Here is a 21,836-nt window from a genome sequence, read left to right as displayed (position 1 = left end):
GCTAGCCTGAACCCATGCCGGAACTTCCCGAGGTCGAGGCGCTCGCCGATCACCTGCGTCGTCATGCGGTCGGACTGCCGGTGGGCCGTGTCGACGTCTCCGCTCTGTCCGTGCTCAAGACCTTCGACCCGCCGCCCACGGCGTTGTACGACAAGGAAGTGACGGGCGCCAACCGCTGGGGCAAGTACCTCGGACTGCAGGTGGGCGATCTGCACCTGATCACCCACCTGTCCCGGGCGGGGTGGCTGCGCTGGTCGGAGAAGCTGGCGGCCGCACCGCTGAAGCCGGGTAAGGGGCCGATCGCGCTGCGGGTGCATCTCGGAAAGCCAGGTGAGGCACCGGGTTTCGACCTCACCGAAGCGGGAACGCAGAAGCGGCTGGCGGTCTGGCTGGTGAACGATCCGCTGGCCGTGCCGCAGATCGCCACGTTGGGACCCGACGCGCTGTCGCTCGGCCCGGCGGAACTCGGCGCGGTGCTGGCCGGGAACACCGGGCGGATCAAGAACGTCATCACCGACCAACGGACCATCGCCGGAATCGGCAACGCCTACAGCGACGAGATCCTGCATGTGGCCAAGCTGTCGCCGTTCGCGACCGCGGGCAAGCTGACCGCGGAACAGTTGGCGACCTTGCATGACGCGATGATCTCGGTGCTCACCGATGCCGTGACCCGAAGTGTCGGACAAGGAGCGGCAACCCTCAAGGGGGAGAAGCGCTCTGGGCTCCGGGTCCATGCCCGCACCGGATTACCGTGCCCGGTCTGCGGCGACACCGTCCGTGAGGTGTCCTTCGCGGACAAGTCTTTTCAGTACTGCGCGACGTGCCAGACCGGTGGCAAGGTGCTGGCCGACCGGCGCATGTCGAAGCTGCTCAAGTGATTCAGTTGCAGTAATTCCTGGTCGCCGCTGTGAGCGCCTGCTGGTACAGCGCGTCGAGGTGCTGGTTCGTCACTACCTGTGCTCGGGCGGCATCGACCGCGGCCGCGCACCCCGGGCCGTGCAGGAGGCCCTGTTGTGCCGCCAGCTCGGCGACCATGGTGCGATTGAAACCGTCTATCGCCGTGCGTGATTCGGACAGGTCAGGCGCCGTCGTGGGAGCCGTCGCCGGATCGAACTTCCACTGGCTGAACCGCAGGTACTCGATGCCCTCGGTGGCGTGAATCTGGTCGGTGAACACCTTCTGCACGAACGCTGGGTCGGCGCCTGACGCTGTGGCCTGGGCGCCGACCGCTGTCAGCACCTGATCGACCCGCGCCGGATCCTCGATCGAGCCGCCCTTGAGCCACTTGACCGCGGCCACCGGATCGGCGGTCTGCAGCCGTTGGGCCGCGGTGTCGACCAAGCGGAGCAGCGGATCGTCGTCGGCGTGTGCGAGAGGCGCTGACGTCAGGCCCACGACGGCGATCAACAGGGCGGCGAGCTTCATACCTCGATCTTGCACCCGCGGCCTTTCTTGACACGTGTCGAGTTGGTTACGCTGCAGTGCATGACTCGGCAGAAAATTCTCATCACCGGCGCGAGCTCGGGCCTGGGCGCCGGTATGGCCCGGCAGTTCGCCGCCAAGGGCCGCGACCTGGCCCTGTGTGCCCGCCGGCTGGACAACCTCGAACAACTCAAGGCCGAGTTGACGGCGCAGTACCCCGGGGTGAACGTGGCCATCGCCGCGCTCGACGTCAACGACCACGACCAGGTGCCCAAGGTCTTCGATGAGCTGTCCGACGCGCTCGGCGGTATCGACTGCGTCATCGTCAACGCCGGCATCGGCAAGGGCTACCCGCTCGGTGGCGGCAAATTGTGGGCCAACAAGGCGACCATCGAGACGAATCTCGTTGCGGCGCTGGTACAGATCGAGACGGCGCTGGAGATGTTCAAGGCTGCGGGCCGGGGCCACCTGGTCCTGGTGTCGTCGGTGCTCGGCAACGTCGGCGTGCCCGGGCACAAGGCGGCCTACGCCGCGAGCAAGGCCGGCGTCACGTCGCTGGGTGAGTCGCTGCGTGCCGAATACCCGTCCGGTCCGATCAAGGTCACCGTTCTGGAGCCCGGCTACATCGAGTCCGAGATGACCGCCAAATCCAACTCCACCATGCTCATGGTCGACAACGAGACCGGTGTGAAGGCCATGGTCGACGCCATCGAGAAGGAGAAGGGTCGCGCCGTCGTCCCCGGCTGGCCGTGGTGGCCCTTGGTCGAGGTGATGAAGTTGATGCCGCCGCGCTTCACCAAGTACTTCGCGTAGGGACTTGTGCACGATTTTCCGCGCCGGCCGCGGAAAATCGTGCACAAATCCCTCAGGAAACGCGGCCGCGCTCCGCTCGGTAGCGACGCACGAGGGCGTCGGTCGAGCTGTCGGACTGCGGGGCCGGCGCGGCCTCGGACGTGATGACCGGCAGCAGGGCCTTGGCCTGGGTCTTGCCCAGTTCGACGCCCCACTGATCGAACGAGTCGATGCCCCAGATGACGCCCTCGGTGAAGACCTGGTGCTCGTACAGGGCGATCAGCTGGCCAACCACCGACGGCGTCAGCTTGGTCGCCAAAATCGAAGTGGTGGGCCGGTTTCCGGGCATCACCTTGTGCGGGACGACGTCAGCCGGGGTGCCCTCGGCGGCAATCTCGTCTGCGGTCTTGCCGAAGGCGAGCACCTGCGTCTGGGCGAAGAAGTTGCTCATCAGCAGGTCGTGCATGCTGCCGGTGCCGTCGGCGGTGGGCAGGTCGTCGGTCGGCTCGCTGAAACCGATGAAGTCGGCCGGCACCAGCCGCGTGCCCTGGTGCAGCAGCTGGTAGAAGGCGTGCTGGCCGTTGGTGCCCGGTTCGCCCCAGAAGATCTCGCCGGTGTCGGTGCTCACCGGGGTGCCGTCGGCACGCACCGACTTGCCGTTGGACTCCATGGTCAGCTGCTGCAGGTAGGCGGCGAAGCGGGCCATGTCGTTGGAGTAGGGGAGCACCGCACGTGCTTGTGCGCCAAAGAAATCCGAGTACCAGAGGCCGATGAGGCCAAGCAGCGCCGGCGCATTCGCCTCCAGCGGTGCGGTGCGGAAGTGCTCATCGACCAGGTGGAAGCCGGCCAGGAACTCGCCGAACCGCTCCTTGCCGATCACGGCCATCACGGAGAGCCCGATGGCGCTGTCCACCGAGTAGCGGCCGCCGACCCAGTCCCAGAAACCGAACATGTTCGCGGTGTCAATGCCGAACTCGGACACCAGCTTTGCGTTGGTCGACACCGCGACGAAGTGCTTGGCGACAGCGTCATCACCGAGTGCGGCGACGAGCCAGCGGCGGGCGGCGGTGGCGTTCGTCAGCGTCTCCAACGTCGAGAACGTCTTGGAGGCGACGATGAAAAGCGTTGTGGCAGGGTCGAGTCCGTCGAGCTTGGCCACCAGGTCGGCCGGATCGACGTTCGATACGAACCGGGCCGAGATACCGGCATCGGCGTAGTGGCGCAGGGCCTGATCGACCATCACCGGCCCCAGGTCGGAACCGCCGATACCGATGTTGACGACGGTCGTGATGCGCTTGCCGGTCGCCCCGGTCCACTCGCCGCTGCGCAGCCGATCGGTGAAGGTGCCCATCTCGTCGAGCACCGAGTGCACGTCGGCGACGACGTCCTGGCCGTCGACCACCAACGACGCCCCGCGGGGCAGCCGCAGCGCGGTGTGCAGCACCGCGCGGTCCTCGGAGGTGTTGATGTGCTCGCCGGCGAACATCGCGTCGCGCCGCTGCTCTAGCCCGGCCGCCCGGGCCAGATCGAGCAGCAGCGCAAGGGTTTCCCTGGTCACCCGGTGCTTGCTGTAGTCGATGTACAGGTCGCCGACGGTCAGCGTCAGCTCGCGGCCGCGGTCCGGGTCGTCGGCAAACAGCTCGCGCAGCGTGGTCGCCTCGACCGCGGCGTGGTGCGCGGTGAGCGCCTCCCAGGCTGAGGTGGTCGAGATGTCGGCAGCGGGAGAGTGATCAGCCATGCCCCAAACCCTAGTGTGACGTAGGAAACGCCGCCGTACATGATGGGTGTATGGACATCGCCGCGCTGTTGTCGTCTGTCCCAACTGGCCTCTGGATCGGCGGTGAGGAGCGCGCCGGTCAATCCACATTCGAAGTGCTCAACCCGGCCACCGAGGGCGTCATCGCCCACGTCGCCGACGCCACCCCGCAGGACGGCATCGCCGCACTCGACGCCGCGGCGGCCGTCGAAAAGGAATGGGCGGCAACCCCCGCGCGTGAGCGCGGCGAGATCCTGCGATCGGTGTTCGAGACCATCACCGCCCGCGCCGAGGACGTGGCCACGTTGATGACGCTCGAGATGGGCAAGGTGCTGGCCGAGAGTCGGGGCGAAGTGAAATACGGCGCCGAGTTCTTCCGCTGGTTCGCCGAAGAGGCCGTCCGCATCGGCGGCCGCTACACCCCGAGCCCGGCCGGTACCGGGCGCATCGTCGTCACCAAGTCGCCCGTCGGCCCGTGCTACGCGGTGACACCGTGGAACTTCCCGCTGGCCATGGGGACCCGCAAGATCGGCCCGGCCCTGGCCGCCGGCTGCACCATGCTGGTCAAGCCCGCTGCCGAAACCCCGCTGACCATGTTGCTGCTCGCCAAGCTGATGGCCGACGCCGGCCTGCCCAAGGGCGTGCTGTCCGTGCTGCCGACCACCAGCCCGGGCGAACTGACCGCCGCCCTGCTGAACGACGGTCGGCTGCGGAAGCTGACCTTCACCGGGTCGACGGGCGTCGGCCGGGCGCTGGTGCAGCAGGGCGGGGAGAAGCTGCTGCGCATGTCGATGGAGCTCGGTGGCAACGCACCGTTCGTGGTGTTCGACGACGCCGACATCGACGCCGCGGTCGACGGCGCGATCCTGGCCAAGATGCGCAACGGCGGCGAGGCCTGCACCGCGGCCAACCGCTTCCACGTCGCCAACTCGGTCCGCGAGGTGTTCACCACCAAGCTGGTGCAGCGGATGAGCGAGTTCACGCTCGGCAACGGGCTCGACGAGAACGCGACGCTGGGCCCGCTGATCAACGCCAAACAGGTCGGCACCGTGACCGAACTGGTGTCCGACGCGGTGTCGCGCGGCGCGACCGTGGCCGTCGGCGGCACCGCACCGGGCGGCCCGGGCTACTTCTATCCCGCGACGGTCCTGGCGGATGTGCCTGCCGATGCCCGCATCCTCAAGGAAGAGGTGTTCGGGCCCGTCGCTCCGGTGACGGGTTTCGATACCGAGGACGAGGCGATCGCGGCCGCCAACCACACCGAGTACGGCCTGGCGGCGTACATCTACACGCAGTCGCTGGATCGGGCACTGCGGGTGTCCGAGGCGCTGGAGTCGGGCATGGTCGGCGTGAACCGGGGCGTCATCTCGGACCCGGCGGCGCCGTTCGGCGGGGTGAAGTCGTCAGGCTTCGGCCGCGAAGGCGGCACCGAAGGCATCGAGGAGTACCTCGACACCAAGTACATCGCCCTGACCTCCTGACGCCCTCACTCCCCGACCGTGTAGCCGCCCCTCCCGCGAGCGGCCGCGTTTGTACGCGACACACCGTGGTTGCGTGTGCAAATGGGGCCGCTCACCGGCCGCGAGGGGTCCCAAGCCACACGCTCAAGGCGGCGTGTTGCTGTACAAACACGGGCGCTCGCGGGTGGCGGGAAGTACCCCAGGCTCTGGCTCGCGGGAGGTAGCGCGGGTGTCGCTCAGTGGCCGAGGCGGCCGCGGCCCAGGCGCAGCAGCAGCATCGCGAGGTCTTTGCCCTCGGGGCCCAGCTCGCTGTAGCGCTCGATGACCTTCATCTCGCGGCTGTGCACCAGCCGGGTGCCGCCGGAGGCCATCCGGGCCTTGCCGATCATCTTGGAGACCTCGGTCCGACGGGCGACGGCCGCCAGGATGGTGGCGTCGAGCTCGTCGATCTCCAGGCGGAGCTCGTCGATGTTGGGGAGTTCAGTTTCGGTCGACATGGTTTCCTCGCTGTTGGTGGATTCTGGTGTCATCCGAATTCAGGCCTCACACAACAAACGAGCCCCGGATCCGGATGCGGACCACGGGGCTGAAGGGAAGCAGCTAAACCCCGGGTACCGGCGTCCGGTACCCGTAGAAAAATCGCTGCTGCGCATTGAGCACGTTCTGAGTGTGCCATCCCGGCCGGTGCCAGCGCAAAGAGGTGACAGAAGCGGCCGGGCAAATGCGTGGGTTGTCGCACCCCGGCGGTAAGTTTGAACTGATATGACGAGCACAGCCCCCGACATCGATCAGCTTCTCGAAGGCCTCAACCCGCAGCAGCGTGCAGCTGTGCTGCACGAAGGTTCGCCGCTGCTGATCGTGGCCGGCGCGGGCTCGGGCAAGACCGCGGTCCTGACCCGGCGCATCGCCTACCTGCTGGCCAACCGCGACGTCGGCGTCGGTCAGATCCTGGCCATCACGTTCACCAACAAGGCCGCCGCCGAGATGCGTGAGCGCGTCGTCCAGCTGATCGGTCCGCGGGCCAAGTCCATGTGGGTGTCGACGTTCCACTCAACCTGCGTCCGCATCCTGCGCAACCAGGCCTCGCTGCTGCCCGGACTGAACTCCAACTTCTCGATCTACGACGCCGACGACTCGCGCCGGCTGCTGATGATGGTCGGCAAGGATCTCAACCTCGACGTCAAGCGGTACTCGCCGCGCATGCTGGCGACCGCGATCTCGAACCTGAAGAACGAACTGATCGATCCGCTGCAGGCGGCCTCGGAGGCGTCCGAGGCCGACGAGGACCTGCCGAAGATCGTCGCCGAGGTGTACGGCGAATACCAGCGCCGGCTGCGGGCCGCGAACGCCATGGACTTCGACGACCTGATCGGCGAGACCGTCGCTGTGCTGCAAGGCTTTCCGCAGATCGCGCAGTACTACCGGCGGCGCTTCCGGCACATCCTGGTCGACGAGTACCAGGACACCAACCACGCTCAGTACGTCCTGGTGCGCGAACTCGTCGGACACCACGCGCCCGAAGGCGCCGACGACGTCCCACCCGCCGAGCTGTGCGTCGTCGGTGACGCCGACCAGTCCATCTACGCGTTCCGCGGCGCGACCATCCGCAACATCGAGGATTTCGAGCGCGACTTCCCGAATGCGAAAACCATTCTGCTGGAACAGAATTATCGTTCGACGCAGAACATCCTGTCGGCCGCCAACGGCGTCATCAGCCGCAACGCCGGGCGCCGCGACAAGAAGCTGTGGACCGACGCGGGCGAGGGTGAGCTGATCGTCGGCTACGTCGCCGACAACGAGCACGACGAGGCGCGGTTCATCGCCGAGGAGATCGACACGCTGACCACCAAGGGCAGCGGGATCGACACGAAATTCAGTTACGGCGACGTCGCGGTGTTCTACCGCACCAACAACTCGTCACGGTCGGTGGAAGACATCTTCATCCGGGCCGGTATCCCGTACAAAGTTGTTGGGGGCATGCGCTTCTACGAGCGCAAGGAGATTCGCGACATCGTCGCGTACCTGCGGGTGCTGGACAACCCGGGCGACGCGGTAAGCCTGCGGCGCATTCTCAACACCCCCCGCCGGGGTATCGGCGACCGCGCTGAAGCATGCGTCGCCGTATACGCCGAGAACACCGGCGCCAGCTTCAGTGACGCGTTGCAGGCCGCAGCCGAGGGGCGGGTGCCGATGCTGAACTCCCGCTCGGAGAAGGCGATCGCCAGCTTCGTCGAGCTCATGGACAGCCTGCGCGGCGGGCTCGACGGTGAATTGGGCGACCTGGTCGAGACGGTGCTGGACCGCACCGGCTACCGCCGCGAGCTGGAAGCGTCCAGTGACCCGCAGGACCAGGCGCGGTTGGACAACCTGAACGAATTGGTCAGCGTCGCACACGAATTCAGCACCGACCTGGCCAACGCGCAGGCGTTGCAGGAAGAGGAACTGGATGAGGACGTGCCCGACACCGGGGCGCTGGCCGCGTTCCTGGAGCGGGTCTCGCTGGTCGCCGACGCCGACGAAATCCCCGAAGACGGCGACGGCGTCGTCACCATGATGACGCTGCACACCGCCAAGGGTCTCGAATTCCCCGTGGTGTTCGTGACCGGCTGGGAGGACGGCATGTTTCCGCACATGCGCGCGCTCGGCGATCCCACCGAACTGTCCGAGGAACGCCGGCTGGCGTACGTCGGCATCACCCGGGCCCGGCAGCGGCTGTACCTGAGCCGCGCCAAGGTGCGGTCGTCGTGGGGGCAGCCCATGCTCAACCCGGAATCGCGTTTCCTGCAGGAGATTCCGCAAGAGCTGATCGACTGGCGCCGGGTCGAGCCGCCACCGTCGTTGTCGGCGCCCAGCCGCTACGGATCCGGCGGATCGGGTGGTGGCCTCGGTGGTGGACGGCCGTCGCCCATGCGGCCGGCGCCGAACCGCAACAAGCCACTGGTGGTGCTCTCGCCGGGTGACCGCGTCACGCACGACAAGTACGGGCTGGGGCGCGTCGAGGAGGTCAGCGGCGTCGGTGAATCGGCCATGTCGCTCATCGACTTCGGCAGCTCCGGCCGGGTCAAGCTGATGCACAACCACGCGCCGGTGCAGAAGCTCTAGCGTCGCCGAGAGCCTAAAGGGCTCACGCGATCGCGCTGATTTTTAACCGGATTCGCCTGTGCGCGTCAGGTTTTGGTGCACCAACGCCCGGTGACGGGAAGCATCGCGAGCACCATGCTCGCGATGGGCAGCATCGGGATGCCGTAGACGATCTGCGGCAGTTTTGCCCCCGCGACGAACAAACTGGCGAAGATCACCAAGGTCACCAGGGCGCCGACCACCACCAGCATCCGTCCGGTCCGGTGGCGTAGCAGCACCGCGATCTGGCCGCCGATGGTGGCGCCGCAGCCGACCGCGGCGAGGAAGCCGATGGCGACGCAGAACAGCGGATCGGTGCGCCACCACCCGGAGATCAGTGAAGTGGCGATGACGGCGGTGGCCCAGCCACTCAAGATGCAGGCCGTGGCGGTGGCGCAGGCGGCGAACGGCCCGGGCGGCGGCTTCGGCTTGGGCGCACTCGGCGCCGCGACGTTGGCGGTCCCCGGCGCTTCGGGTTCGACCAGCCCGGACAGGATCAGGCCGGTGGAGGAGGGTTCGATGAAGCTGGTCTGCGGAGCGTCGGTATCGGGATTGGCGACGGGGATGGCGCCGGTGGGCGTGCGTCGGATGATGCTGGTCGCCGGTGCGCTGTCGTCGGCGGGGTGCACGATCGGAATGGCACCCGTCGGGGCGCGACGGATCAGACTGGTCTTGGGTTCGTCGTCAGACTGTCGCCCAAATGTTTGGGTGGGGTCGGACAACGGCCCATCGGCGGAGTTGTCGTCCGTCACGGATCAGCCGACGTAGTTACCCGGGCTCAGGCCACGCTGCGCCAACCACGGCACGGGGTCGATGCGCGAGCTGCCGCCGAGGAGCACCTCGAAGTGGCAGTGCGGGCCGGTCGAGTTGCCGCGGTTCCCGATGGTGGCGATCTGGTCGCCGGCGAAGACGCGCTGGCCGACCGAGACGACCCAGGTGTTGACGTGGCCGTACAGCGTGACGGTTCCATCCGAGTGGCGGACCTTGACCCACGCGCCGTAACCAGCGGTTGGGCCTGCTGCGACGACGACGCCGTCGGACACGGCGACGATCGGGGTGCCGATCGGGCCGGCGATGTCGATGCCGCCGTGCAGCGCGCCCCAGCGGTAACCGAAGCCGGAGGTGAACACACCCTTGGTCGGCATCACGAACAGCGGGCGGGCCAGTCGGGCTTCGCGCTCGGCGCGCTCCTGCGCGAACGCCGCGCCGTTGGCGAGCTCCTGGGCGTGCACCGCGCCGGACGACGCCGCGGGTTCGACGTTGACGATCTGGATGCCATCGGATGACCCGTCCGCCCGGACAACCTGGTCAGCGGCGAGCTTCGTGCTGGTCGGCTGATCGGCGCTGGTCATCATCGAGTACCCGGCGGCGGCAGTGGCGCCCACGGCCATCGCGGCGGCGACCAGACGGCCCTTCACGCCATTGACGGGCTCAGGCTTGCGGTGGGTGCCGCGGCTCGCGCGCAGATCGATGATGTCGGTGTCGTCGAGACCGTTGCTGGTATCGGTGTGGCTGTCGCGGTAGGCGCTCGCGGAGAGCCGCTGGGCACCCTCGGGCTGCTGGAATTCGGCCGGGACGGTCAGCGTCAGGGGGGTCTCGTCGTCGGTGTCGTTCAGATCGTCGAGCTCAGGGGCGGCGTTGACGCGGGAATCGCGGTCGAAGGCGCTCTCGGACAGGTCCAGATCGTGCAGATCGCCGAACTCGTTGAACGGGATGATGTCGGTCACTTCGGCAGGGCTCACAGCGCGGGAAAGCTTGATGGTGGTGCGGGTAGCGTTCTCGGTGATGCCGGCGTCCGTCGCCTCTCCGAGGGGAGTGCCAGACGAATCGTGCTCAGCCAACCGAAAATTCCTTTGCTCCGTGACCGTACCGTTACCGAGACCGCCCATGACGGTACTGAAAATCAGAACCGATTGGCAACCTATAGATGTCATTGGCCGGGAACTGTGATTTGCCTCACTCGTGGCTCTCAGGTGAGATGTACCACATGGGTAGTAGGCGGTGCTGGCTACTCAGTAGTACGTGGCTAAAGTGCCGAGCGAGCCAGTGCGGCCCAATGCTGAAGTGAATTCAACCGTCAACGCAGACAGAACGGGATTTCTCAGAGCTCATGGATCTCTTCGAGTACCAGGCGAAAGAGCTGTTCGCCAAGCACAACGTCCCTACTACACCGGGCCGGGTCACCGAGTCCGCCGATGACGCCAAGGCGATCGCCGAGGAGATCGGCAAGCCCGTCATGATCAAGGCGCAGGTCAAGGTCGGTGGCCGCGGCAAGGCCGGTGGCGTGAAGTACGCCGCCACCCCGGAGGACGCCCTCACTCACGCGCAGAACATCCTCGGTCTGGACATCAAGGGCCACATCGTCAAGAAGCTGCTCGTCGCCGAAGCCAGCGACATCGCGGAGGAGTACTACATCTCCTTCCTGCTCGATCGCGCCAACCGCACCTACCTGGCCATGTGCTCGGTCGAGGGTGGCATGGAGATCGAAGAGGTCGCCGCCACCAAGCCGGAGCGTCTCGCCAAGGTTCCCGTCAACGCCGTCAAGGGTGTCGACCTGGCCTTCGCCCGCGAGATCGCCGAGAAGGGCCACCTGCCCGCCGAGGTGCTCGACGCCGCGGCCGTGACCATCCAGAAGCTGTGGGAGGTCTTCGTCGCCGAAGACGCCACCCTGGTCGAGGTCAACCCGCTGGTTCGCACCCCCGACGACCAGATCCTCGCCCTCGACGGCAAGGTCACCCTGGACGCGAACGCCGACTTCCGTCAGCCCGGCCACGCCGAGTTCGAGGACAAGGAAGCCACCGACCCGCTCGAGCTCAAGGCCAAGCAGCACGACCTCAACTACGTCAAGCTCGACGGCTCGGTCGGCATCATCGGTAACGGTGCCGGTCTGGTCATGTCGACGCTCGACGTCGTCGCGTACGCCGGTGAGAACCACGGCAACGTCAAGCCCGCCAACTTCCTGGACATCGGTGGTGGCGCCTCGGCCGAGGTGATGGCTGCCGGTCTGGACGTCATCCTCGGCGACAGCCAGGTCAAGAGCGTCTTCGTCAACGTCTTCGGTGGCATCACCGCGTGCGACGCAGTCGCCAACGGCATCGTCAAGGCGCTGGAAATGCTGGGCGACGAGGCCAACAAGCCGCTGGTCGTCCGTCTCGACGGCAACAACGTCGAAGAGGGCCGCCGCATCCTGGCCGAGGCCAACCACCCGCTGGTGATCCAGGCCGAGACCATGGACTCCGGTGCCGACAAAGCCGCCGAGCTGGCGAACAAGTAAGGGAGCCAACAACTTATGTCTATCTTCCTGAACAAGGATTCCAAGGTCATCGTCCAGGGCATCACCGGCGGTGAGGGCACCAAGCACACCAAGCTGATGCTGAAGGCCGGCACCCAGGTCGTCGGTGGCGTCAACGCGCGCAAGGCCGGCACCAAGGTCTCGCATGTGGACAAGGACGGCAACGACATCGAGCTGCCCGTGTTCGCCACGGTCGCCGAGGCCATGAAGGAGACCGGCGCCGACGTGTCGATCGCCTTCGTCCCGCCGGCGTTCTCCAAGGACGCCATCATCGAGGCCATCGACGCCGAGATCCCGCTGCTGGTCGTCATCACCGAGGGCATCCCGGTGCAGGACAGCGCGTACGCGTGGGCCTACAACGTCGAGAAGGGTCAGAAGACCCGCATCATCGGCCCCAACTGCCCGGGCATCATCACCCCCGGCGAGGCGCTGGTCGGCATCACGCCGAACAACATCACCGGCAAGGGCCCGATCGGTCTGGTCTCCAAGTCCGGCACCCTGACCTACCAGATGATGTACGAGCTGCGTGACTTCGGTTTCTCGACCGCCATCGGCATCGGCGGCGACCCGGTCATCGGCACCACCCACATCGACGCCATCGAGGCGTTCGAGAAGGACCCGGAGACCAAGGTCATCGTGATGATCGGCGAGATCGGCGGCGACGCCGAAGAGCGTGCCGCCGACTACATCAAGGCCAACGTCACCAAGCCGGTCGTCGGCTACGTCGCGGGCTTCACCGCTCCGGAGGGCAAGACCATGGGCCACGCCGGCGCCATCGTCTCGGGCTCGTCGGGCACCGCCGCCGCCAAGCAGGAAGCCCTCGAGGCTGCCGGCGTGAAGGTCGGCAAGACCCCGTCGGCCACCGCTGCGCTGGCTCGCGAGATCCTGCAGTCGCTGTAATTCCTTTCTGCACAACAGGCCCCCACCTTCTGGTGGGGGCCTGTTGTGTTTGCGCTGAATGTGAAGTCAGATGCGACCGCCGAGGTGCTGGGCGAGGAAGCGCTCGACGGCGTGGTTCATGTCGATCTGGTTGTCGGGGTTGAGGAATCCGTGTCCTTCGTCGGCCTTGACCATGTACTCGACCTCGACTCCGCGGGCGCGCAGTGCCTCGACGAGGTTGTCGGATTCTGCCTGCACGACGCGAGAATCGTTGGCGCCCTGGATAACCAGCAGTGGTGTGCGGATCTGATCCACCTTGGTGATGGGCGAGCGGGCCAGCATGTCGGCCTCCTGCACGGGGTCATTGGCGTCACCCACATACGTGTGCCAGTTGGTGGCGAGGAAGGGCCGGGCCACGTTGGGCAGGGTGCGCATGAAGTTCGCGAGACTTGAACCGCCCCGAGTTTGGTGCACACCGGTTTATTGGTGCGCAGCCTCTGATTGGGCTGTGTTCGTAGCGTAGTAGATGGTCTCGTATTCGATCGGTGGGATGCGGCCCAGGCGGTGCATGAGCCGGTCGCTGTTGTACCAGTGGACCCAGTCGGCGGTGAGCAGTTCTACGTCGGTCAGTCGGTGCAGCGGGCCGCGACGGAATGGGGAGTCGTCGCGGACGGCTTCGTTCTTGTACAGCCCGACGGTGGTCTCGGCCAACGCGTTATCGAAGGCATCGCCGACCGATCCGATCGACGGCACCAATCCGGACAAGGACAGGGTTTCCCCGAACCGCACCGACGTATACTGAGAGCCCGCATCTGAGTGGTGAATAGTACTGCCCGACAACGGATTACCCTCACGATGCCGGAGTTGCGCGGCGTGGCGTATTGCCCGCCGTACGAACGCATCACTCTTGCCCGCTGAGCAGGTCCAGCCCACGATCCGCCCGGAGTAGGCATCGATGACGAACGCGGTGTAGACGAACACCCCGGCGGCCAATCTGACGTAGGTGAAATCGGCTACCAGCAACCTGTTGGGCGTCTCAACGCGGAACTGGCGGTCCACCAGATCCGGGGCTCGCCCGGCAGCCGGGTCAGCGATGGTGGTGCGAACCTTCTTACGGCGGGTCACCCCACGCCACCCGTTGTCCCGCATGAGGCGCTCTACCGTGCAGCGGGCCACCTCGATGCCCTGACGGCGCAGATGGGCCCACATCTTGACCGCGCCGTACAACGACTCGGGCTTGCGGTGTCCGTGTTCGTCGGGTTCGTAGTAGCCGGCCAGCACCTCAGTAATAGCCATATCCCACAAGGCCCGCGCCGATGGCGGCCGCGCCAGCCAGGCGTAGAACGTTCTCGGGGCAATCTGGCAGCCGTGCTCGGACAGCACGCGGCAGATCGGAGCGACCCCGAACCGAGCACGATGCTCGGCGATGAACGCACAGATCAGCGGCGTCGCGGGTCGCTCTCCCGCGCGAAGAAACTTGTTGCCGCCTTGAGGATTTCGATGGTTTCTTCAAGCTCACGGTTCTTGCGTTTGAGCTCTCTGTTCTCGCGCGCAATGTCGGTGGGCACCCCTGCCCGGTCCCCGGCGTCGACCTCGCTCTGGTTGATCCAGCGGCGCAGCGATTCGTAGGAGACGCCCAACCGTTTGGCGACCGCGGTGATGCAGGCCGTGCGGGTGTCGTACTCCTCGGCATGGTCAGCGACCAACCGCACCGCCCGGACCTTGAACTCCTCGTCGTACTTCTTCGGCATGATGCGAACTACCTTCCCTCGAAAGAAGGTGTGCATCAAACTCGGGGCGGTTCAACTCGAGATTCCGACGTAGTCGATGGCCGCCGCGAACACATCGGGGGTGAACGTCACGCCGACCAGCGCGGCGTAGCCACCGTACGAGCCGCCGTAGATCGCCACCTTGTCCCGATCGGCGTAGCCCTGCTTGACGGCCCAGTCCACGGCGTCGATCAGGTCGTCGTGCATCTTGCCCGCGAACTCCCCGATCGCAGCCTTGGTGAAGGCCTTGCCGTAGCCTGTCGAGCCGCGAAAGTTCACGTGCAGCACCGCATATCCGCGATTGGCCAGCAGCTGCACATCGGGTTGGAAGCCCCAGCAGTCGCGCGCCCACGGACCGCCGTGGACCAGCAGGACCAACGGCAGATCACGGGGTTCGATCCCGACCGGCAGGGTCAGATACGCATGCAGGTCCAGCCCGTCGCGCGACGTGATGGTCACGGGTGTCATCGGGGCGAGCTTTTCGGGATCCAGACGCGCGTATGGCCGGAACAACAGCCGGCTTTCGCCGGTCGAGTGGTCGTACAGATAAGTGGCCCACGGATCGCGGTCGTGGGTGAAGCTGACCACCCACCGCCGGCCACGGTCGTCGGACGACACGGTGGCGAGATCACCGTCCGAGAGTTTGACCAGATTCTCCAGTACCGCAGCGAAATTCGGCTCCAGCGGGTGGATGACCTGACGTTCGCCGTAGTAGCGGGCACCGATCAGATCACCGGTCCGCTGGCACAGGATGAACGGTGACGGCAGGACCATCTGGTTGCCCAGATCGAACGTCGGGTGGCTGTCGACCTCGGTCTCGGCGCCGCTGGCCACGTCGACCAGAACCAGTCGAGACCGGTCGCTGTTCTCGTAGGAAGGCAGCCAGATGCCCTTGCCGTCCGGCGTGACGGTGACTGGGAAGATGCCCACCGGGTAGTCGCTGCCGTCGTAGACCTTGACCGGACGCAGGGTGCTCGTTGCCGAGTCCCAATGCGAGATCTCGACGTCGCCGTCCGCGGTCAGGGTGTTGGTGAACAGGTCGCCGCTCGGCCCGCTCAGCCAGGTGACGACGTTGCCCGGGTTCTCCGCGCGGAGCGTGAGTTCGCCTGTGGCGATGTCGAGTTCGTACACATCGAACAGTTCGGGGTTACGCTTGTTGATCTGGACGATGGCCTTTCCCGGCAACCTCTTGGGTAGTTCGAAACTCGCCCGCGTTCCTGGAAACGGGGTCAGGTCCACCGCGGGCGTATCGGGGTTCTCCAGGTCGATGCGGTAGACGTGCCAGTTCTCGTCACCTCCGGTGTCCTGCATGTAGAGCAGCCATCGTGGGTTGTCGGTCCACCGGTAGATGTACACACTGCGCGATTCGTCGGCCGTGACGCAGCGCGCTGTCGCGTCGTCGTCGACGTCCTGTACCCAGACATTCAGGCGGTTCTTCCACGGTGCCAGGTACGCGATCCTGGTGCCGTCCGGCGAGATCGTCGCCGCCGTGCGCTCGGGTGCGCTGAAGAGTTCTTCGACCGAGATGAGTTCGGGTAGCGCCATGGGAATCCTTTCTTGGACAAGCTTGTTCGCCGGGCCGGTTGTCGCCGGCTCGTGAGGGATATGGGATTTTCAGCGTTGGACGGGGCCGCCCAGCCTGCCATTGGTGGCTTCGCGGATCGCCCGGTCCATGAGCGTCAGCGCCTCTTCCTGGCTGACCTTCTTGCCGTCGACGACGATTGCCCTACTCACGTCTTCGTCGACGACGCGGAAGGCGCCGGTGACTGCTGCCGCGCACAGGCGGACGGTGAGATCGTCGTCGGGTAAGCCCAATCGGTCGGCGATGACCGGGATGAGTCCCCGCTCCATGCGGTCGTGGACCATCAGGTACGCAGTGCGCAGCGCGGGGTCGGATTCCGTCATGGTCGCCAGCCGGATCGCGCTGAGCTCGTCCTCGATGTCCTGCGGCGACAGCGGATGCGCAATGGCATCTGCCGCAAGGTGTTCCGACAACGACAGCTCGTGCGGCCAGCGCCGGGCACTCGCCACGAAGCGGTCGGCCGACTTGGCGAGCAGGGGTTCGACGCAACTCTCCTTGCTGCGGAAGTAGCGCCAGATGGTGCGGGTCGAGAGCCCGGCGGCCGCGGCGATGTCGTCACCGCTGGTTCCGGCGACGCCCCGCTCCCAGAACAGGGCGCAGGCAATGCGTGACACCGCAATCCGTGCCTGGTCCTGCTTGTCGCTCATAGCCCGCCCTCCTGTCACTTAGTGACAGTTCAACTGTGTCACTAAGTGATAGGTTCGTCAAGGAGTCGAGCGTCAGCGTTGGCGGCGCTCGCGGTAGTGCAGGTAGTTGCGGAGCAGCGGGTCGCTGAGGTCGTACCAGGTGGCGCGACGGTCGCCCGAGTCCGCTTTTCTGGGGTGGACCCAGCCGCCGGTGGTCAGGCGGCCGAGGGCGGCCGACGCCGACTGATTTGAAATGCCAACGGCGGCAGCGAGATCGGTGACGGTGCGGCCACCGTCGGCGCGGGCGAGTTCGACGATGAGGCGTTGCTCGCCGGCGGGCAGCTGCCAGAGGACCTGCTGATAGTGCGGCGTGAGTTGTTCCAGTGCGGCGTCTGCGGCGGGCCTTACTTCTTGTAGGCCGGTTTTGTCGACGGTATCGGCGATGATCTGCCATACCCGGGGCGACCAGCCGACGATCTGGGCGACGTCGTCGATCTTGTGCCGACCCTCGGAAGTTCCGACGTACGAAACCAATTCGCGGTCGCGGGCGTGCTGCGTGAGGAGTTCGGCGACGTCGGCGTCGGTGAGATCGGGGAGTTCCTCGATGATGAAGGACCCGTACCACGGGTGGGTGCGGGAGGACACGGCGGGAAACAGTGCCGGGGATGTCGCGAAAACCAGGACGGCAGTGGATGTTTCGACCCAGGCGCGGAAGCTGCCCTGCCCGGCTTCACCGATGGCGTCGAAGATTCGGTCGGCGTTCTCGATCGCGACCAGCACCATGCGGCCCGCAGCGAGGTCGAGGATTTCCCGTTCCAGCTCCAGTGCGTCGCCGCGAAGCTGCCGTGCTCGCTCGTGGACGTCTGGGCCCAGCGTGCGCAGCAGCTCGACGAGGAGATCTGGGTAGCTGCCGATGGCGAGAGCATCCTCTGAAAGCTCTAGCAGCAGTGTGGCTTTGGCGGCTTTGCGCTGTTTCAGCGCGCGATGGAGCGCGACCTGGAGGGTGTGCGTCTTACCAGCGCCGCGCGGTGCGACGAGCAAGGTGTGCGGACGCGAACCGTCCTGTGCCGAGCTGATGATGCGGTCCGTCAACCGCTTCAGTAGCGGCCCGCGGCCGACGGTGCGGGCGTCGAGGTCGTCGGGGTCGACGGTGCCGGGGGAGAAGGCGGGGTGGGTCATCGTCTACCGCCTCATGGCCCGCCACGCTGATTGCACCAAGCCGGAGGCGAAGCAGTCGTCGTCGCCGACGCGGCGCAGATAGTGGTCCTGTTCCAGCCGCTCGATGAAGGACACCAACTGGTCGCGATCGGTGATGGGTGAGCCCTCGGTCTTCAGGAATTGCAGTGTTGCGTTGACGCTCAACGCTGTTGGCGCATGGGCGTAGATGTCGAGGAGTCCCGCGATGGCGAGGGCGTCGTCGCCGTAGTAGTTGCGCAGACGGTCGCGGTAGTGCCTCAGATCCCAGGGGTCGTGGGGATCGGTGATGGCGGCGGCGAGCAGTTCCGCGATGCGGTCCGGCTTGACCGAACCTTCTCGTGCCGCCCCCGCGACCAGATGCTGGATGTAATACGGCACGTTCTCTGCCGCCGCCGCGATGGATTCCGCGACCTGATGCCGGTCGGTGGTCGGGACGTTCACGCCGAGCAGCAGGCACTCGGCCAGATACGTGGCGTGGTCGTGACGGATCGGGCCGACGGTGACTTTACGGATGTCGTTGACTGAGCTGAGTGCGTCCTCCGAAACATGGTGGAAGCCAATGGAACCGGACAGGACTGTGGCCAGCCGCCCGGAGTGTTCCTGTCGGAAGCGGCGTAGCAGGTGCAGGAATGCGTCTCCGCCACCGGGCTTTTCGCGTTCGAGGTTGCGCGCGAGCACGGTGACCTCGTCGATGAACAGCACCAGTGGGCCATCCTTGGTGCGGGCGACGGCGCGCTGCAGCAGATCGTCGAGCGCAGCGTCGGCGCGGACCCGCTCGAACTTGAACGGCCCGGTGCCGACAGCGACTTTCCAGCGGTCGACCTCCTGGCGCAGGGCGTTGTCGACGCGGCCGAGCTCCGCGGCAAGAGCGGTGACGAACTCGGCGTAGGTCTGCCGCTCGGCACTGACCGAGACGACGGTCAGGCCCTGCAGCCGTGCGGTGTGCGCAACGAGGCGGGCGAGCGATGTCTTGCCGTGCCGGCGGTCGCCGACGAGCGCCGCCCCGCCATCGGGCAGGCTGGCCAGGATTTCCTGCTGCTCACGGACGCGGCCCACCACGTTCTCGGGTGGGACGACGCCGCCGACCACGAGGGACATGGGTCTGAGGGGCCAGTTCATGACGTAATTGTACGTCGATTTAGATGTACGTCTAGATGGTTGTACGTCTGGATTGACGTGGGTTAGAAGGTCCAGCTGCCGGATGGTCGCAGAACGAAGCCGTGATTGGTTGCGGTATTGATGCAGGCAGTGAGGCTGCCTTCGCCTAGGGCGCATGTCATCTGGTACTTGACGAGTTTCTGGCCTGTACCGAGCGTCTTGGTGTCGGCAAAGGGCGGGCATCCACCGCCGTTCTTGCGGAACGCGTACTGGGGATTCTGGGAGTCAGAGATGTCGTGCAAGACGCCGGAGCAACTGCCGCTGTCGTTACCGGCGAAGGTGTCTCGATCTCTGGAGTAATCGGGAGCAGAGTTCGGCATCCCGACGATATTGCCCACGCATGACGCCGAAAGGCCGTTCAGTATGCTGCAGCGTGTTGACCCGTCGGGCGTGCTGAAGCGTACGAGGTACCCATTGCCGGGGCTGCCGTCGGAGGCGAACTGTTGCCAATCGACCGAGGCGTATCCGGAGAAGTCAGGGATTTCGTGGGCCGATTCAGAAGCGGACTCGCCAGGCGACGACATATGGCAGCCGCCGGTGAACGAGACAAGAAGGCTGACTGCCAGTCGACAACGAACGTTGAGTCGTGGGGCCGCGCTCGTATGGGTAGTCACGGCTCAACGCCGTCTACATGCGACGTCGCGACTGCCATCACTCGACCGTACTTCGCCCCGTGGTTACCTCCCAACGCGAATGTGCAGCTACCCGCAACGTTGCGTAGACATCCCAATCGGTTAGCCTATCGAATTAACAGTTGGCTGGAGGTTTGTAATGGGTGTCGATCCGCGTACGCCGGTGATCGTGGGTGTCGGTCAGTTCACCGAACGCCTTGAAGACCCCGATTACCGCGGGATGTCCTCAGTGGATCTCGCGGCGGCCGCCGCGCAGGCGGCGCTGCAGGACACCGGAGCCGACGTCACGGCAGTTGCCGCGGCGATTGACACCGTCGCGGGCACCCGGCAGTTCGAGATCTCCGGCCACGTGCCGGCACCGCTCGGCAAGTCGAACAACTACCCGCGCTCCGTGGCGCAGCGCATCGGTGCAGACCCGGCCCGTGTCGTTCTGGAAGTCATCGGCGGGCAGAGCCCCCAGCACCTGATCACCGAGTTCGCCGGTGAGATCGTGGCCGGCCGTGCCAACGCGGTGCTGATCATGGGGTCGGAAAACACCTCCAGCATCCGGTACTTCAAGGGCCGCGATGACCAGCCTGATCACTCGGAGGCCATCGACGGCCAGCTCGAAGACCGTGGCTACGGATACGACGGCATCTTCGACGAGTACACCATTCGGCACGGCCTGATCGGTGCGCCGGTGCAGTACGGCCTGCTGGAGAACGCCCGTCGTGCGCGCCTCGGGCTTTCTGTTCAGGACTACCGGCAGGCGATGGGGGAGCTGTTCGCCCCGATGTCGAAAGTCGCTGCCAAGAACCCTTATTCGTCGGCGCCGGTGGAACGTACCGTCGACGAGTTGGTGACTGTTACCGACAAGAACCGGATGATCTGTGACCCCTACCCGCGGCTCATGGTGGCTCGTGACCAGGTGAACATGGGAGCGGCCGCCGTGCTCATGTCGGTGGAGTCGGCACGCAAACTTGGCGCGCCGGAATCCAAGTGGGTCTACCTGCGTGGGCATGCGGACATGAAGGAGCAGAAGCTCCTCGGCCGTCCCGATGTCGGTGCCAGCCCGGCCTCGGTGCTGGCTGTGCAGGAAGCGTTGCGGGTGGCCGGAATTGGGATCGACGATGTCTCGGCATTCGACCTGTACAGCTGCTTCCCGTTCCCGGTGTTCAACATCTGTGACGGTATCGACCTGGCCGTCGACGACGCGCGGGGCCTGACGCTGACCGGCGGCCTGCCGTACTTCGGCGGCCCAGGGAACAACTACTCGCTGCATGGCATCGCTGAAGCGGTCACCCGAATGCGGGAAGCCCCAGGCGAATTCGCATTGGTGGGCGCGAACGGCGGCATAGCCAGCAAGTTCTCGGTCGGTATCTACTCGACCGAACCCGCCGATTGGGTCGCCGATAACAGTGCCGAACTGTGTGCGGAGGTCGCGTCGTGGCCCACCGTTGCGGTGGTTGAACATGCGAACGGCCCTGCGACCATCGAGACCTACACGGTTCGCTACGACTGGACTCCGAACACCGGCATCATCATCGGCCGCCTGGATGCCGATGGCAGCCGGTTCTTGGCCACCACGACCGATGCCGAGTTGATGGCGCTGCTGTGCGACGGTGAGCCGCTGGGTGCGAACATCGTCGTCGCCTCAACCGATGTGGGCAATCGAGCCGTGCTGGCCTGATCTCGGCACGTCAGAACAGCAGGGGTTGATCGGTTGCGAGAGCGAATCCGTGATCACCGATTCGACATGCTGGCGTTCCGTTGTCGATGACGCCGCAAACGAGGTCATCCTCGGTGCGCTTGACAATGTGACGAGTGGGTAGGAGAACTGTTGTTGGCTCAGATGTCCCAGTTTCGGATGTTCCAACCGGGGCCCGCGCGGTGATGTCCTTGATCGTGGCGGCGTTGCGCTGCTCGGCGACTAGCTCCCATTGGCCGGGCTTGCCGGGCAGAGGGCCCCAGCAGGCGATCCGTGCAAATTTTCGCTCGGGGTAGTCGTTTGAGGAGCAGGTCATTCCACCCGGCGTCCGAAAAGCAATCCCTGCATAGCGTTGTCCGCTGCCGAAGTACGTGTTCTGGTCGGCCTCGACGAAATTGGACAGGTCTGGAAAACCGGCCACTGTAGGAGGTGACGTTGTGGTCGAGGTGGTGCTCGTCGGCTGA

18 protein-coding genes and 2 pseudogenes are annotated in these 21,836 nt (G+C 65.8%); 7 read left to right on the top strand and 13 right to left on the bottom strand.

Features of this window, described 5'->3' with window-relative positions; translation table 11 throughout:
• Positions 1-14: 14 nt before the first annotated feature.
• Positions 15-878, top strand: a complete 864-nt coding sequence (locus G6N46_RS14095) for an Fpg/Nei family DNA glycosylase (protein ID WP_138248028.1) — start codon at positions 15-17, stop codon at positions 876-878.
• 1 nt (position 879) lies between these two features.
• Here G6N46_RS14095 and G6N46_RS14090 read toward each other — a convergent pair whose 3' ends face one another.
• Positions 880-1,425 (bottom strand): chorismate mutase, encoded by a 546-nt coding sequence (locus tag G6N46_RS14090; RefSeq protein ID WP_138248029.1) that lies wholly within the window; start codon positions 1,423-1,425, stop codon positions 880-882.
• Between the two features lie 60 nt (positions 1,426-1,485).
• On the opposite strand from G6N46_RS14090, the gene G6N46_RS14085 reads away from it, so the two are divergent.
• Positions 1,486-2,235, top strand: a complete 750-nt coding sequence (locus G6N46_RS14085) for an SDR family oxidoreductase (protein WP_138248030.1) — start codon at positions 1,486-1,488, stop codon at positions 2,233-2,235.
• A 52-nt stretch (positions 2,236-2,287) separates the two neighbouring features.
• On the opposite strand, the gene pgi is transcribed toward G6N46_RS14085, so the two are convergent.
• Positions 2,288-3,952, bottom strand: coding sequence for a glucose-6-phosphate isomerase (gene pgi, locus G6N46_RS14080; protein ID WP_138248031.1), 1,665 nt, complete (start codon positions 3,950-3,952; stop codon positions 2,288-2,290).
• 50 nt (positions 3,953-4,002) lie between these two features.
• Here pgi and G6N46_RS14075 point away from each other — a divergent pair, with 50 nt between their 5' ends.
• Complete coding sequence (locus G6N46_RS14075) at positions 4,003-5,451, top strand: NAD-dependent succinate-semialdehyde dehydrogenase (RefSeq protein WP_138248032.1); 1,449 nt, start codon at positions 4,003-4,005, stop codon at positions 5,449-5,451.
• Between the two features lie 215 nt (positions 5,452-5,666).
• On the opposite strand, the gene G6N46_RS14070 is transcribed toward G6N46_RS14075, so the two are convergent.
• The gene (locus G6N46_RS14070; RefSeq protein ID WP_020099016.1) at positions 5,667-5,960 is read right to left on the bottom strand and encodes a chorismate mutase; all 294 of its coding nucleotides are present in this window, start codon (positions 5,958-5,960) and stop codon (positions 5,667-5,669) included.
• A gap of 232 nt (positions 5,961-6,192) precedes the next feature.
• Between G6N46_RS14070 and pcrA the strand changes: the two genes are divergently transcribed.
• Entirely contained in the window at positions 6,193-8,532 is a 2,340-nt protein-coding gene (pcrA, locus tag G6N46_RS14065) for a DNA helicase PcrA (protein ID WP_138248033.1), read from the top strand.
• A 65-nt stretch (positions 8,533-8,597) separates the two neighbouring features.
• Here pcrA and G6N46_RS14060 read toward each other — a convergent pair whose 3' ends face one another.
• Together G6N46_RS14060 and G6N46_RS14055 are read right to left on the bottom strand one after the other, a co-directional pair.
• Positions 8,598-9,302, bottom strand: coding sequence for a hypothetical protein (locus G6N46_RS14060; RefSeq protein ID WP_322790399.1), 705 nt, complete (start codon positions 9,300-9,302; stop codon positions 8,598-8,600).
• A gap of 3 nt (positions 9,303-9,305) precedes the next feature.
• Entirely contained in the window at positions 9,306-10,391 is a 1,086-nt protein-coding gene (locus G6N46_RS14055; RefSeq protein WP_138248034.1) for a M23 family metallopeptidase, read from the bottom strand.
• A 269-nt stretch (positions 10,392-10,660) separates the two neighbouring features.
• On the opposite strand from G6N46_RS14055, the gene sucC reads away from it, so the two are divergent.
• Both sucC and sucD read left to right on the top strand, forming a co-directional pair.
• The gene (sucC, locus tag G6N46_RS14050) at positions 10,661-11,824 is read left to right on the top strand and encodes an ADP-forming succinate--CoA ligase subunit beta (protein ID WP_138248035.1); all 1,164 of its coding nucleotides are present in this window, start codon (positions 10,661-10,663) and stop codon (positions 11,822-11,824) included.
• Positions 11,825-11,839: 15 nt separating this feature from the next.
• Positions 11,840-12,742 carry a succinate--CoA ligase subunit alpha gene (sucD, locus tag G6N46_RS14045; protein WP_020099021.1) on the top strand — a complete coding sequence of 301 codons (903 nt, stop codon included), beginning with the start codon at positions 11,840-11,842 and terminating at the stop codon, positions 12,740-12,742.
• A 66-nt stretch (positions 12,743-12,808) separates the two neighbouring features.
• Here the strand turns inward: sucD and G6N46_RS14040 are convergent.
• From G6N46_RS14040 to G6N46_RS14010, 7 genes and pseudogenes are all read right to left on the bottom strand, one after another.
• Positions 12,809-13,180, bottom strand: a pseudogene (locus G6N46_RS14040) (alpha/beta hydrolase family protein); the annotation flags it as partial.
• A 21-nt stretch (positions 13,181-13,201) separates the two neighbouring features.
• A protein-coding gene (locus G6N46_RS14035) for an IS3 family transposase (RefSeq protein ID WP_109557393.1) occupies positions 13,202-14,472 on the bottom strand; the annotation gives its coding sequence in 2 pieces (ribosomal slippage) (positions 13,202-14,199 and positions 14,199-14,472; 1,272 coding nt in all).
• A gap of 54 nt (positions 14,473-14,526) precedes the next feature.
• Positions 14,527-16,035: pseudogene (locus G6N46_RS14030) on the bottom strand (alpha/beta fold hydrolase); the annotation flags it as partial.
• A 69-nt stretch (positions 16,036-16,104) separates the two neighbouring features.
• Positions 16,105-16,719 carry a TetR/AcrR family transcriptional regulator gene (locus G6N46_RS14025; protein WP_082934905.1) on the bottom strand — a complete coding sequence of 205 codons (615 nt, stop codon included), beginning with the start codon at positions 16,717-16,719 and terminating at the stop codon, positions 16,105-16,107.
• Between the two features lie 72 nt (positions 16,720-16,791).
• On the bottom strand, positions 16,792-17,877 hold the full coding sequence (locus G6N46_RS14020; RefSeq protein WP_138248036.1) for a MarR family transcriptional regulator: 1,086 nt from the start codon (positions 17,875-17,877) through the stop codon (positions 16,792-16,794).
• 3 nt (positions 17,878-17,880) lie between these two features.
• Positions 17,881-18,993 carry an ATP-binding protein gene (locus tag G6N46_RS14015; protein WP_064860737.1) on the bottom strand — a complete coding sequence of 371 codons (1,113 nt, stop codon included), beginning with the start codon at positions 18,991-18,993 and terminating at the stop codon, positions 17,881-17,883.
• Positions 18,994-19,076: 83 nt separating this feature from the next.
• Positions 19,077-19,667, bottom strand: a complete 591-nt coding sequence (locus tag G6N46_RS14010) for a hypothetical protein (RefSeq protein ID WP_138248037.1) — start codon at positions 19,665-19,667, stop codon at positions 19,077-19,079.
• A 157-nt stretch (positions 19,668-19,824) separates the two neighbouring features.
• Here G6N46_RS14010 and G6N46_RS14005 point away from each other — a divergent pair, with 157 nt between their 5' ends.
• Positions 19,825-21,354, top strand: a complete 1,530-nt coding sequence (locus G6N46_RS14005; protein ID WP_138248038.1) for an acetyl-CoA acetyltransferase — start codon at positions 19,825-19,827, stop codon at positions 21,352-21,354.
• 10 nt (positions 21,355-21,364) lie between these two features.
• On the opposite strand, the gene G6N46_RS14000 is transcribed toward G6N46_RS14005, so the two are convergent.
• Positions 21,365-21,793: a hypothetical protein gene (locus G6N46_RS14000; protein WP_138248039.1), complete on the bottom strand. Its 429-nt coding sequence runs from the start codon at positions 21,791-21,793 to the stop codon at positions 21,365-21,367.
• Positions 21,794-21,836 lie beyond the last annotated feature (43 nt).

It is taken from the genome of Mycolicibacterium phocaicum (genome assembly GCF_010731115.1).
Lineage (GTDB): Bacteria > Actinomycetota > Actinomycetes > Mycobacteriales > Mycobacteriaceae > Mycobacterium > Mycobacterium phocaicum.
The sequence above is the reverse complement of the archived record's forward strand: the minus strand, read 5'-3'. Positions and strand labels throughout refer to the sequence as shown.

What these genes read in the sequence shown, in the direction of transcription:
- G6N46_RS14095 (WP_138248028.1), top strand. Translation starts at nt 15, where the DNA reads ATGCCGGAACTTCCCGAGGTCGAGGCGCTCGCCGATCACCTGCGTCGT.
- G6N46_RS14090 (WP_138248029.1), bottom strand. Translation starts at nt 1,425, where the DNA reads ATGAAGCTCGCCGCCCTGTTGATCGCCGTCGTGGGCCTGACGTCAGCG.
- G6N46_RS14085 (WP_138248030.1), top strand. Translation starts at nt 1,486, where the DNA reads ATGACTCGGCAGAAAATTCTCATCACCGGCGCGAGCTCGGGCCTGGGC.
- pgi (WP_138248031.1), bottom strand. Translation starts at nt 3,952, where the DNA reads ATGGCTGATCACTCTCCCGCTGCCGACATCTCGACCACCTCAGCCTGG.
- G6N46_RS14075 (WP_138248032.1), top strand. Translation starts at nt 4,003, where the DNA reads ATGGACATCGCCGCGCTGTTGTCGTCTGTCCCAACTGGCCTCTGGATC.
- G6N46_RS14070 (WP_020099016.1), bottom strand. Translation starts at nt 5,960, where the DNA reads ATGACACCAGAATCCACCAACAGCGAGGAAACCATGTCGACCGAAACT.
- pcrA (WP_138248033.1), top strand. Translation starts at nt 6,193, where the DNA reads ATGACGAGCACAGCCCCCGACATCGATCAGCTTCTCGAAGGCCTCAAC.
- sucC (WP_138248035.1), top strand. Translation starts at nt 10,661, where the DNA reads ATGGATCTCTTCGAGTACCAGGCGAAAGAGCTGTTCGCCAAGCACAAC.
- sucD (WP_020099021.1), top strand. Translation starts at nt 11,840, where the DNA reads ATGTCTATCTTCCTGAACAAGGATTCCAAGGTCATCGTCCAGGGCATC.
- G6N46_RS14025 (WP_082934905.1), bottom strand. Translation starts at nt 16,719, where the DNA reads ATGAGCGACAAGCAGGACCAGGCACGGATTGCGGTGTCACGCATTGCC.
- G6N46_RS14020 (WP_138248036.1), bottom strand. Translation starts at nt 17,877, where the DNA reads ATGACCCACCCCGCCTTCTCCCCCGGCACCGTCGACCCCGACGACCTC.
- G6N46_RS14015 (WP_064860737.1), bottom strand. Translation starts at nt 18,993, where the DNA reads ATGTCCCTCGTGGTCGGCGGCGTCGTCCCACCCGAGAACGTGGTGGGC.
- G6N46_RS14005 (WP_138248038.1), top strand. Translation starts at nt 19,825, where the DNA reads ATGGGTGTCGATCCGCGTACGCCGGTGATCGTGGGTGTCGGTCAGTTC.